This window comes from Chthoniobacter sp., from assembly GCF_040003245.1.
Classification (GTDB): Bacteria; Verrucomicrobiota; Verrucomicrobiia; order Chthoniobacterales; family Chthoniobacteraceae; genus Chthoniobacter.
Window position 1 is genome coordinate 1 of sequence record NZ_JBDUCX010000207.1, and the last position, 12151, is coordinate 12151.

The 12151-nt window shown below is 62.9% G+C and carries 12 protein-coding genes; 7 read left to right on the forward strand and 5 right to left on the reverse strand.

The genetic code is table 11. From position 1 onward, the window contains the following. Both ABJF10_RS23180 and ABJF10_RS23185 read right to left on the reverse strand, forming a co-directional pair. The coding region (locus ABJF10_RS23180) for an Hsp70 family protein (protein WP_348546992.1) at window positions 1-674 on the reverse strand (674 nt) is incomplete at its 3' end. Window positions 675-997: 323 nt separating this feature from the next. Beyond that, window positions 998-2011, reverse strand: a complete 1014-nt coding sequence (locus ABJF10_RS23185; RefSeq protein ID WP_348546993.1) for a lysophospholipid acyltransferase family protein — start codon at window positions 2009-2011, stop codon at window positions 998-1000. 57 nt (window positions 2012-2068) lie between these two features. On the opposite strand from ABJF10_RS23185, the gene ABJF10_RS23190 reads away from it, so the two are divergent. From ABJF10_RS23190 to ABJF10_RS23200, 3 genes are all read left to right on the forward strand, one after another. Further along, window positions 2069-3013, forward strand: coding sequence for a M20/M25/M40 family metallo-hydrolase (locus ABJF10_RS23190; protein ID WP_348546994.1), 945 nt, complete (start codon window positions 2069-2071; stop codon window positions 3011-3013). 104 nt (window positions 3014-3117) lie between these two features. Then, window positions 3118-4446 (forward strand): PQQ-binding-like beta-propeller repeat protein, encoded by a 1329-nt coding sequence (locus tag ABJF10_RS23195; RefSeq protein WP_348546995.1) that lies wholly within the window; start codon window positions 3118-3120, stop codon window positions 4444-4446. A 26-nt stretch (window positions 4447-4472) separates the two neighbouring features. Further along, on the forward strand, window positions 4473-5183 hold the full coding sequence (locus tag ABJF10_RS23200; RefSeq protein WP_348546996.1) for an EF-hand domain-containing protein: 711 nt from the start codon (window positions 4473-4475) through the stop codon (window positions 5181-5183). 208 nt (window positions 5184-5391) lie between these two features. Here the strand turns inward: ABJF10_RS23200 and ABJF10_RS23205 are convergent, their stop codons facing one another. Beyond that, window positions 5392-6726, reverse strand: coding sequence for a hypothetical protein (locus ABJF10_RS23205; RefSeq protein WP_348546997.1), 1335 nt, complete (start codon window positions 6724-6726; stop codon window positions 5392-5394). A 131-nt stretch (window positions 6727-6857) separates the two neighbouring features. On the opposite strand from ABJF10_RS23205, the gene ABJF10_RS23210 reads away from it, so the two are divergent. Beyond that, window positions 6858-8114 (forward strand): serpin family protein, encoded by a 1257-nt coding sequence (locus ABJF10_RS23210; RefSeq protein WP_348546998.1) that lies wholly within the window; start codon window positions 6858-6860, stop codon window positions 8112-8114. A gap of 96 nt (window positions 8115-8210) precedes the next feature. On the opposite strand, the gene ABJF10_RS23215 is transcribed toward ABJF10_RS23210, so the two are convergent. Beyond that, the gene (locus ABJF10_RS23215; protein WP_348546999.1) at window positions 8211-8942 is read right to left on the reverse strand and encodes a YebC/PmpR family DNA-binding transcriptional regulator; all 732 of its coding nucleotides are present in this window, start codon (window positions 8940-8942) and stop codon (window positions 8211-8213) included. Between the two features lie 321 nt (window positions 8943-9263). Between ABJF10_RS23215 and ABJF10_RS23220 the strand changes: the two genes are divergently transcribed. Next, window positions 9264-9524, forward strand: coding sequence for a hypothetical protein (locus ABJF10_RS23220; RefSeq protein WP_348547000.1), 261 nt, complete (start codon window positions 9264-9266; stop codon window positions 9522-9524). Window positions 9525-9947: 423 nt separating this feature from the next. Here ABJF10_RS23220 and ABJF10_RS23225 read toward each other — a convergent pair whose 3' ends face one another. Then, entirely contained in the window at window positions 9948-10772 is an 825-nt protein-coding gene (locus ABJF10_RS23225) for a class I SAM-dependent methyltransferase (protein WP_348547001.1), read from the reverse strand. A gap of 450 nt (window positions 10773-11222) precedes the next feature. On the opposite strand from ABJF10_RS23225, the gene ABJF10_RS23230 reads away from it, so the two are divergent. Beyond that, a complete protein-coding gene (locus ABJF10_RS23230; RefSeq protein ID WP_348547002.1) occupies window positions 11223-11537 on the forward strand; it encodes a DUF3303 family protein in 315 nt (104 codons plus the stop codon). Between the two features lie 283 nt (window positions 11538-11820). Next, window positions 11821-12151, forward strand: a 331-nt coding sequence (locus ABJF10_RS23235) for an ATP-binding protein (protein ID WP_348547003.1), incomplete at its 3' end; no start/stop codon positions are given.

Here is a 12151-nt window from a genome sequence, read left to right on the forward strand (position 1 = left end):
CCGAGGTGGGTGTCGCCGTTGGTCGCCTTCACCTCGAAGACGCCGTCGCCGATTTCGAGCACCGAGATATCGAAGGTGCCGCCGCCGAGGTCATACACGGCGATCTTTTCGTCGGACTTCTTGTCGAGGCCGTAGGCGAGCGAGGCCGCGGTGGGCTCGTTGACGATGCGGAGCACTTCGAGGCCCGCGATCTTGCCGGCGTCCTTGGTCGCGGTGCGCTGCGAGTCATTGAAATAAGCGGGGACGGTGATGACCGCCTGGGTGATCGTTTCACCGAGCTTGGCCTCGGCGTCGGACTTGAGCTTGGCGAGGATCATCGCCGAGATTTCCGGCGGGCTGTAGGCCTTGGTCTCGCCGTTCACAGTGACGGAAATATGGGCGTCGCCGTTGGCGGCCTTGATGACCTTGTACGGCACGCGGTGCAGTTCGGACTGCACTTCGTCGAACTTGCGGCCCATGAAGCGCTTGACCGAGAAAATTGTGTTCGTCGGATTGGTCACCGCCTGACGCTTCGCGGCCTGGCCGACGAGGCGTTCGCCCGTCTTGCTGAAAGCGACTACGCTGGGCGTCGTGCGTGCGCCTTCGGAGTTTTCGAGAACCACGGGTTCGCCGCCTTCCATGACGGACATGCAAGAGTTGGTGGTTCCGAGGTCGATACCGAGTATTTTAGCCATTGTAATATGTTTCTATCGTGAAAAGTAGGGATCGGCCCTTCAGCATGGAGTGGGCCGGGGAGGGTGGAGTGGTGTAAGTCGCTTTTTCAGAGTGATTTGTGCGAAATATAGAGGCGGCGCCCAGTGTGCCAAAAGCCGGTGGATGTCCCACTTTTGGCCCGTACGGTGTGACACGGCGGCACAGTGTGGCTCGGTGGAGGAAAGGCATTTTAAAACGCAGAGACGCAGAGACGCGGAGGGGAGGAAAAGACAATGAGACAATCGGACAATGAGACTGGGAGACAGCGCCCGCCGATTGGCTCCGCGCCTCGGCGGTTCAAGAATCACTTGGTCACTGTTCGCAGGAGTTTGTCGAACTTGGCCGATTCGTGGGAGTAGAAGGGGTAGGGGCGCGTGGCGTCCTTGGGGCGGAAGCGGAAGTGTTTGTAAGGCCACAGCCACAGTTCCGGGCGCTCGTGCAGGATGGGCTCGAAGTAGTCCCAGCATTGCTGCGAGATCTGCTGGACCGTGGCATCGGACGGGACGACCAGTCCCGGGTGCGCGGTGATGCGGACCGAGCCGTCGCGGAAGGGCTCCGTCTCCACCGGCACCAGCAGGGCCTTGCAACGCTGGGCGAGAACCGCGTGCAGCACCGGCACGCACATTTTCATCCCGAAGCCTTCGATCACCGTGGCCGCCTGGGAGGGGCGCAGGTTTAGGTCGAGGAGCATGCCGGTCGCGCCGCCGCGCTTCACCACCTTCAGCATGCGGAGCAGGGAGTTTTCCTGCGGAATCATCGTCTGCCCGGAGACCTGCCGCATCTGGGAAAAGATCGCAGTGAGGCGCGGGTTCTTGAAATTCTCGGTGACCACCACGTTGAAGAACTCCTCGAAGCCGGAGACGAGGCTGGCCCATTCCCAATTGCCTTGGTGCACGCAGAGGAAGACCGTGCCGCGTCCTTCCCGGGCGAGCTGCTCGCGGATGGCGGCGAAGCCCTCGGGGCGCATGTAGTTCTGGTAAGTGCCGCGCACCATCAGCCGCGCCCAGAAGAGATCGAGCATGGTGCGCGCGAAATTGCGGTAGGAGAGCCGCGCGATCCAGTGGCGCTGCGGGACGGTGTAGCGGTCGCCGAAGACGCACTCGAGATTGGCCAGCGCCACGGCGCGTCCGCGGGCATCGAGAAAGTAGGCGGCGTCGCCGAGCAGGATGCCGAGCTTCACACATTGTTCGCGCTGGAGATGCGGCAGTACCGCGGCGAGCAGGCGGCAACCGGCCTCTTCGAGGAGATAGCGGAAGCGCTTCCACGGCGAAAGCGCTGGTAGGTTTCTGGTTTCGGGCTTCTGGTTTGGGGTTGTCACGCGCGCGGCTCCGAACCAGAAACCAGAAACCAGAAACTAGAAACCAGTAAATACATCGTGGAACTCGATTCCCTCCTCGCCCTCATCCGTTCCGTACTCGCACAGCCAACCGCGCCTTTTCACGAGGACGCGGTGCGCGGGGAGATCCTCATGCAGCTCGCGCAATGCCCACACGTGCGGGTGTCGCGGGATCTCTTTGGCAACGTGATCGCGCACTATCAGCGCGGGAACGCGGCGCCGCGCTACGCCTTTGCCGCGCACATGGATCACCCGGGATTTGTCGGCGAAGAATTTCTCGGCGGCGTGCCGGAGGAGTATCGGGTAAAGAAGCCTCCGACGCGGGATTTCGGGGCCTTTGCCATGTGGGACCTGCCGGCGTGCGAGGTGCAAGACGGGCGCATTTATTCCCGGGCGTGCGACGATCTCATCCACTGCGCGACCATCCTGGCGCTCTTTCACGAACTGGAAAAGACGCAGGCCGAGGCGAGTGTGCTGGGCCTCTTTTCGCGTGCGGAGGAAGTGGGTTTTGTCGGCGCGATCCACCTCGCGAAATCCGGCGAGGTGGCGCACGAGGTGACGATCGTCTCGCTCGAATGCAGTTCGGAACGCAGTCCCGGCGCAGGCAAGATGGGCGACGGCGTGATCATCCGCGTGGGCGACAAGACTTCCATTTTCAGCGACGCCGACACCCGGGCACTGACCACGCTGGCCGCGGAAAACAAGATCCCACACCAGCGTTGCCTGATGAGCGGCGGCACGTGCGAAGCGACGGCTTATCAGCTCTACGGCTACCGCACCGCCGCGCTCTGCGTGGCCCTCGGCAATTACCACAATTGCGGCCCCGACACGACCATCGCGCCGGAGTTTGTTTCGGTGGAAGACGTGCAAGGAATGGTGCGCTTGCTGGTCGCGGCGTCCACGATGCCGGCAGCGGCGGACCCCGTGGTGGCGCTGCGCGAAAAGCTGGAGAAGGGCCTCGAGAAGTACCGGCGCTACGCGTAACGGCGGGCGGGCGGCCGCCCCAAATACACTGGTGCGCCCGACATTTACACTTCCTTAACAATTCTCCAGCACCGCAAAACTACGTGGTGGCGTTAGATCAGTGAATGCGCGTCCGTCTCTACCCCCAAAACATCGCCTTCGCGGTCGCCGCGCTGCTGATCGCCTCCCAAGCCGGTGCGGAAACCGGCTGGACGCGTTTCCGCGGGCCGAACGGCTCGGGCGTGGCCGCCGATGCGCAGCCGCCCACTGTGTGGAGCGACACGCAAAATGTGCAGTGGAAGGCCGCGCTGCCCGGCGGCGGCACGAGCAGCCCGATCGTCGTCGGCGACCGGATTTTCGTGACGTGCTACTCAGGCTATGGTGATGGCCAGCGCGGCGGCGACATCAAGAAACTCCAGCGCGAGTTGGTCTGCGTGAACCGGGCTGATGGCAAGATCCTCTGGTCCAGCCCGGTGCCCGCGGCGCAACCGGAGGACTACTACGACGGTTTCCTCACCGAGCACGGCTACGCCACCCACACTCCGGTGAGCGATGGCGAGCGCGTCTACGTTTTCTTCGGCAAGAGCGGCGCGGTAGCCTTTGACCTCACCGGGCGCCAGTTGTGGCAGAAAAGCCTCGGCACCGATTCGAATCAAAAGCACTGGGGCTCGGCGAGCAGCCCGATCCTTTACCAGAATTTCCTCATCATCAACGCCTCGGAAGAAGGCCACGCCCTCGTCGCGCTCGACAAGATGACCGGCAAGGAAGCCTGGCGCGCGACCGGCGATGCGCTGGCCTACAGCTTCGGCACGCCGGTGCTGGTCGAGGACGCGGGGCGCACGGATCTCGTCTTCTCGGTGCCCGGCGAATTGTGGGGCCTCAATCCCGACACGGGCAAGCTGCGCTGGTTTGCGCAGACGGGCCTGCCAGGAAATATCGCGCCGAGCGTCATCGCCGGCGATGGGATGATCTTTGCCTTCGGCGGCTTTCCGCAACTCGGCGCGGTCGCCGTGCGCACGGGCGGCAAAGGCGACGTCACGGCCACGCACATCGCCTGGACCTCGCACAACAGCAGCTACATTCCCACTCCAGTGCTGCACGAAGGCCGGCTCTATGTCGTCAGCGACGCCGGCTTTGCCACTTGCCTCGATGCGAAGACAGGCGCGCTGATCTACAAGGAACGCCTGCCGGGCTCGAGCGCCGTGGGCCGCGGGAAACCGTTCTACGCCTCACCCGTGCTGGCCAATGGCGCCGTCTTTGCCGTGAGCCGCCGGGCCGGTACCTACGTCATCGCCGCGCAGCCGGAATTCAAGCTGCTCGGCCAGAATCAACTCGCGGGCGATGACGGCGATTTCAACGCCACGCCCGCCCTCGCCGGGCGGCAGCTTTTCCTCCGCTCCAACCGAACCCTCTACTGCATCGCGCTGCCCACCAGTCTGGGCGCGGCCCGGTAGCCAAACCCAGAACAGAAACCAAACACATGATCCGAAAAAACCACCTCCTCACGCTCGCCCTGGCGCTCACCGCCAGCGCGGCCCTCGCGCAACCCCCCGCCCGCCAAGGCGGCCCCAACCCACCGCCCCCGCCTCCCGGCCAGGGCGGGCCCCAAGGTGGCCAGCAAGGCGAACACCGGCCGCCGGTGCCGCCGCTCGTCGCCGCGCTCGATACGAATCGCGATGGCACCATCTCCGCCGAGGAAATCGAAAAAGCTCCCGAGTCCCTGAAGAAGCTCGATAAGAACCACGACGGCAAAATCACGCCGGACGAATTGCGCCCCCCGCACAAGGATGGCGACGGTCCGCGCAAGGGCCCGCCCGACGGCAAAAAGCCGAAAGGTCCCAAGCCGGATGGCGCTGCCGCCGATGCCCCCGCCGCTCCGGGCGCAGCCGCACCCGATGGCGCCCCCCCGGCCGGTCCTCAAGACGGGCCTGATGGCCACAAGCGCCCGGCGCCTCCGCTCATCGCCGCGCTCGACACCGATGGGGATGGCACCCTCTCCGCCGAGGAAATCTCCAATGCCGCTGCTTCGCTCAAGAAGCTGGACAAGAATGGCGACGGGAAACTGACGCCCGACGAGTTCCGCCCCGTCCATCATGATGGCCCTCCGGGGGATGGCCCGAAGCCGCCCAAAGACGGCGATGGCGCGGCCAATCCGGATGGCGCCGCCAAGAAGCGTCCCGCCGCGGAGTAGGACCGAGAGCCAAGAGCCAAGTTACGAGAGCCAAGTGGTGTAGCGATACGCCACTTGGCTTTTGGCTTTCAGCGCAGGGCAAACACCGTATTTTTTTTGCAGAAAATTGCCATTTTCGGCAATGGAGCCAATGGAGCCAATGGAACCACCTGCCTGTTGGACGTCCCCCAAGAGGTGAAGCCATCCCTCTGCGCTCTCCGCGTCTCTGCTATTCCCCGGCGAAATGGATCGCGCGGATCCGCACCGTGCCTCCCGCGTGATCGGCGGGGTCGAAACGCAATTGCGTGATCGCGCCGCGATAGGCGGGCGAATCGCTTAAGCGAATTCGATATTCGTGGAAGGCGCCGTCGGGATTGCCGTCGAAACGGAGGGAGCGGGATTGCTCGAAACCGGGCTGTTCGAGCGATGCCCAAAAGACCTGCCCATGCGGCGCAGCCACGTTTTTGAACGCGGCGTCGATGACCAGCACGGGAGCCGCCTCCGCATGCGCGACGAAACGCGGGCTGAGCAGCGCGGGATCGTCCTGCGTGAGTTGCACGGCGAGCGCGTCGCGGATGGGCCAGCCGGTATCGGTCGCGCGTTCGTAGCGCCAGCCCTGGCGATCACTCGCGAAGCGCCAGGCGGGCAACGCATCCCGTGGCTGGCGATAGACGTGCGCGCGGATCTCTTCCACGGTGCCGAGCACGAGGTCGTAGCGGTATTCGTGGGTGATATCGTGGTCGAGCAACTCCACCCGCTGCGGAGCCAGATAGCCGCAAGGATTGTCCTTCGGTCCGCCCGCGCCCGGCTGGGCATTGAACCCGCCGCCGAAACGCACCGCGCCGGGATTCCATACCCCCAGGCCCCAGCCCGCATCATCGACCAGCGCGCTCCAGTTTTCCGTCGCATCCCAACCATTCCATTGCGGCGGCGGCTTCGCTTCCAGCTGCGTCACCGCGTCATGCGTGAAGGGCTTCGCGCCCGTGTAGCTGATGATCCGGTGCCACGGCCCATTCGTGTAGACGGCGGGCAATTCCTGCGTGCGCGCCGGATAGAGCGTGTGATCACTGCGCGCATTCACCAGCCGGCAGCGCGCGTGGACGACCGGGCCGTCCAACTCGAGCATGCTTTCGAAGGTGCATTCGCCGGGCACATCGTCGAGCGGCCACTGCATCGGGACGCATTTCACGTAGAGCGCATGGCCGTCGTTGCGCTGCTCGAGCAACCGCGCGCGATGGCCGTAGGTGTCGCCCACCTGGATCGGATTCCAGCCCAGCCCTTCCCAATTTTTCGCCGGATGCTTTGTCCCCGCGATGAACGGCACCGGCCCCGCGTAATAGGACATTTGCACCTGCCGCCCCCAGTCGAAGCTATTGATGAGATTCGTCGTGTCACCCGAGCGAGAGAGCCAGGTGATCGCGCCGCCGATCTGCAAATCGACGCCGAGGCGGATCGTGCCGTTGTCCAGCCAGCTCATTTGCGGCTCGGGCCGGTCGGCCAGCGCGTGCCCGGTTCCGATCATGGCGAGCACGACGGCGAAGAATTTGGAAAACCATGCTTTCATCAGGCTCGGCTGCATCGCGAAAAAGCCCGGGCAAGTCAAACGCGCAACGCGCCCACGCGAAGGCGGAGACTCTGCTTTCCCGGACGCGCGGAGCGAACTATCGTCGCAACGTCCGGCCTTTTCCCATGAACATGAAGACAACCCTCCTGCTCTTCCTCTCGCTCGCTGCGGCCCTGGCCCGGACGCACGCCGCGGATTCCAAAGCCGCCGCCACCGCCGTGAATGCGCTCGGCGTGGACCTCTATCGCACGCAAGCCCACGGCGAGGACAATTTGCTGCTCTCCCCCTACTCGATTCAAAACGCGCTCGCCATGACCTTCGCCGGCGCGGACGGCGACACCCAGGCGGAGATGCAACGCGTGCTCCACTTTCCCGCCGATGAGACGGCGCTGCACGGGAGCTTCGCCGCGCTGGCCGGCGAGCTGGCGGATGCGGCGAAGAAAACCGTCGAGAGCGTGAAGAATTCGAAGAAGAACGGCGGCCCGAACACACCCATCGAATTCAACCTCGCGAACCGCCTCTTCGCGGAAAAGCACTACGAATTCCGCGCGCCTTTCCTCGATCTGGTGAAGACGCAATATCACGCCCCGCTCGAAAAGGTGGACTATCGGAGCGCGCCGGAAGCGGCCCGGGCCAAAATCAATCGTTGGGTCGAGGAGCAGACGAAGAACAAGATTCGCGATCTCATTCCCGCGGGCGTGATCAAAGCTGACACGCGCCTCACCCTCGTCAATGCGCTCTACCTGCGCGCACCGTGGAGCGATGAATTTGTGGAGGGGGCGACGAAGAACGAGCGCTTCCTCGTCCACGGCCGCGATGGTGTGCCAGTGCCCACGATGCTCAGCGGCACGCACTGCGGCTATGCGAAGCGCGACGGCTTTCAAGTCGTCACGCGCACTTACTACGGCGGCGAATTGCAGTTCGTCATCGTGCTGCCGGACAACCCCGCCGGCCTGGCGGCCATGGAGAAGCAGCTCACACCGAAGTTGCTCGAGGAATGCGCACACCTCCCCTCACAAAAGGTCATTCTCTACCTGCCCAAGTTCCGCCTCGAACCGCCCACGCTCTCGCTGGGCGACAGCCTGCAAGCGCTCGGCATGAAGACCGCCTTCGACCACCCGGCCGGGAGCGCCAACTTCGACCGCATGGCCCCGCGCCAGCCAAACGACTATCTCTATATCGGCGCCGTCCTGCACAAGACGTTCCTCGCCCTCGACGAAAAAGGCACCGAGGCCGCCGCCGCCACCGCCGTGGTCATGGCCCCGGGCGGGGCGATGATCCCCTCCAAGCCACCCGAAGTGCGCGTGGATCACCCGTTCCTCTTCGCCATCCAGCATGTGCCCAGCGGCGCGTGTCTCTTCCTCGGCCGCGTGACCGATCCGCGGTGATAATTGAACCACGAAGGCACGAAGGAAAGTTCAGCCCTTCGTGTCTTCGCGCCTTCGTGGTAAAAACGAACGGCCACCTCAGGAAGGAGGCCCGCGCTACTTGATTGCCGCCCAGATGCGGTGCACGTCGTCGTGATCTTCGATGCTTTGCAAAAATTCGCCGGCTTCCTGGCTCTGCGCGTCGGTCAGTTGCGGGAATTGCTTGGGGACGTAGCCGATCTCGGCGGTCACGACCGTCCAGCCATTGGCGGCCAGCCATTTGGAAACCGCGGCCGTCGCCGTGCGATCCGCGATGAAACGGGCGCCGGCCGTCCCCGCCGGGATGTCGTCGTTTTGCGCGTGGGTCAGCGGCTCGACTTCATTCGCGCCGGCCTCGATGGCCGCGCCTTCGAGATCGGTCCCGGCATCGGGATGGTGCGCCTCCACGAGGCCCACGTGTTCAAAGAGAAACTTGTTGCTGCCCGGCGCGCCGAGCTGGCCCTTTTTGAAGAGCAGCCGCATCTCCGGCGCGGTGCGGTTGTTGTTGTCCGTGAGCACTTCCACGATCACCGGCACCTTGTGCGGCGCGTAGCCCTCGAAGACGATGTGATCCATCACCAGCTTTTCGTCGCCGACGCCCGCGCCCTTCTTTGTGGCGCGCTCGATCACGTCGCGGGTCACGCTTTGCCGGCGCGCCTTTTCGATGGCGGCAAAGAGCCGCGGATTGCCGTCGGGATCCGGCCCGCCGAGCTTGGCGGCGACCATGATTTCTTTGACGATCTTGCCGACCATCTGGCCTTTTCTGAGGCCGGCTACTTCACGTTTTGCTTGGAGCCATTGGCGACCCATGGAGGAGGAAAAAGAGTGGAGGGTGGGGTTGAATGAATTGGAGCGGGAGCTTGGCCTAGACCGGGGCGGGGGCGCAATAGGCATTTGAAAGTGGGCAAAGGCAGAACATCCAACGTCCAACACCCAACATCGAATTGCCCCCACGGCACCACGGGCCTGTCGCAAGGCCTCCAATTCCAATGGCGCAAGCGCTCTGCAGAAGGGTTCCCAATTGGATGTTGGATGTTGGATCCTCTCCCCCTCCCGTGCCGTAAGAAATTCCCCTACAGCTGGATCAGGAGCTCGCATCGCTAACTCCCTGCGAATCATGATTGTATGCAATTGAATGTTCCCTCCGATGCCCAGTTCCCCAATCTGACTATTGTTCGCCAGATCCTGGAAGACATGGGCGGCAACGAGGTCGTGGAGTTTTGCAACGGCGCCGGGGCCAGTATGCTCCGCTGGGCGCACCGGAACGGCACGAAATACAACGTGCACATCGCCATTCCGCGGCAGTGGCTGGTGGAAACAGACCGGGCCGGAAAGCTCACTGACGCCGCCCGGCACTTCGCCAGTAACGTCCGCTTTGCTTCCTCGCGCTAAAGTCCGTCCGGCGGCACCTCGCTACCGCCGAGAGCGATTAGAGCGTTTCAAAGAATACTACGCCGGAGCGGAGAGAGCAGCTAAAGTACGCCCCTTGGCGAGCAAGTAGGGGCAGTCTTCAACCGCCTCGGGCACGTTGAAAGACGGCAATTTGACCACGGATGGCACGGATAACACGGATGGATATGGGATGAAGTGTTGCTGCTAAAAATCCGTGCCCATCCGTGTCATCCGCGGTCCATCTCTCCCACGTTCCCATCTGAATCTCTGCGGTTGTTCCCGTTACGCCATGGACCTTTCGCCGAGCCTCCAGTGGGATTCAACCGCGAATGGACGCCAATGAACGCGAATAGGAGAAGAGAGAAATCTGCGGTTTCCTCCCCCTTATTGTGCTGAGTTCGCCCGCGCATCCGGCGAAGCAGATTACTTTAACGCCGAGACCAAGTGCTGGGTGCACACGTCGTCGAACGGCTCCGGACACCATTCCTGCATCGGCCGGATGACGATCTCCCGGCAACCGGCGGACTCCAGCATCCCGGTCACGTCCGCGGCCGTGCGCCGGAAACAATTCAGCGCATACTTCAACCGCAGCCGGCCCGTCACCGATCGGTCGCCCTTCCAATCCTCTTCCCTCCTCCAATGCGCGTCATCCAGCACGATATGAATCAGGAGCTGGCCGCCCGGCTTTAATTTGCGAAGCATCGTCGCCAGGATCTCGCGAAAGACGGCGTCGGTCACATGCTGAATGACGGCGAACGAATAGACGAGATCGACGGCGGCATCCGGGATTTCATCGAGCTGCGCGGTGGGCAGAAAGGTGATGTTCGGCGCACCGTTGAGAATCCGCGCACACTCGATCACGCCTGCGGAAAGATCCACCGCGTAAACCTGACGGACGTGGGGCGAGACGCTCCGGGCCAGAAACCCCGGCCCACAACCATAGTCGAGCACCACCTGGTCGCTCCCCAAGCTGGGCCGGAGCACCGCCGCGCAGAGTTTTTCCCGCGTGGATTTGTTCCGCTCGAACTCCCGGGCGGTAAATTCCGCGTGGGACAAACGCGAATACTCCGGGTTCATCCCGCGATAGAAATAGTGTGGGCTCCAGCTCAGGACCGTCAGCGCCATTTGCCGCCGGTAGCTGGCGGGAGCCAGACGCAGCAATCCCTCCACCCACCCGGCGCCAAGAAAGGACTGCCCCTCTTTGCCGAGGGTCAAGGTATTGACGAAAACGCTCCAGTAATTCCGCATGGCGCGCAGCTTGAGGCCATTAACCGGTCTCTTCGAGTCGGCAATTCGGCGATATCAGAATGCATTTCCCGAAGGGACAACAGAAATTAGCCCCGGGTCGAGCGAACCGAGTGGAACGAGATAGCCTGCCATCGGCAGCCCGCAGGGCAGCGCCGGCGGGCGCTGGCAACCTGCGAGCGACCACCCGGGGTTCATCCCCAAAAAAGCGAGCACTCTAACCGCTCCGGCGCCAGCCGCATCCTCTGCTACGTGCGGATGAAGGCCTCACCCGCGCGGCGGAATCCATTTGGCCTTGAAGAAATGGAGACCACCGCTTTTGCTTTACCCGTTCCGCCGCATTTCCACTGGTCTGCCGACTTTTGATGCACTCTCCACTCGGTTCAATAGGATGTTAGGTCACATTCGCACGTCTATTTCCGATAACCCCAGCACAACAAACCAAGACCCCCCATGAAATACATGCTCACCTGGACCGAGCGTCCGCAAGGCTCCGCAATCGAATACGAGAATGCACAGAAGCGGATTCTGGAGGTTTTCACGCAATGGAAGGCGCCCGCCCATTTCAAGATCGAATTGTTCGTGATTCGAGTGGGTGACTGGGGCGGCTATATGATGCTGGATTGTGATGATCCGGCAGCGGTCCACCAATTCTGCTCGATGCTGCCGGCGTTTGTGTTCGAAGTGCGTCCCGTGATTCCGATCGGTGATGCGGTCCGCGTCGAACTCGAAGCCATCACCTTTCGTGACGGCCTCGCCAAGAAGTGACACTGGCAAGACCTAACCAGACGCTGCAGGCCTGTGGCTCCCAGGCGTCAGCGACGCGCGGAGCAGTTCGCTGCTAACCTGGGGGCGGAAAACCGGGTAGGGGAACCGCCGAGGCGCGGAGGCACAGAGGGGAGGAGACAATGAGACAGTCTGACAATCAGACAATGAGAAGTGATGTCCCATTGTCCTCCGCGCCTCTGCGCCTCGGCGGTAAAACAAAAGCCCTGCAACTCGCCATTGATCCCCTCCCCTCATCGCATGTAGATTCCGCGCCCTTCAAATTATGTCCACGATCGAAAAACACGCATTCCAGGCTGAAATCGCGCAACTGCTCGATCTCGTCATCCATTCGCTTTACACCGACAAGGAGATCTTCGTCCGCGAACTGATCTCGAATGCCGCCGACGCCAGCGAGAAACTGAAGTTTCTCCAGACCTCGGGCACGGAGCTTTTCGAGCCGGATGCGGCGCTGAAGATCAGCGTCTCGACCGACGACCAGGCGAAGACGATCACCTTCACCGATGCCGGCATCGGCATGACGCATGGCGAGCTGATCGACAATCTCGGCACCATCGCGCACTCGGGATCGAAGGCATTCCTCGAGCAGCTCAAGG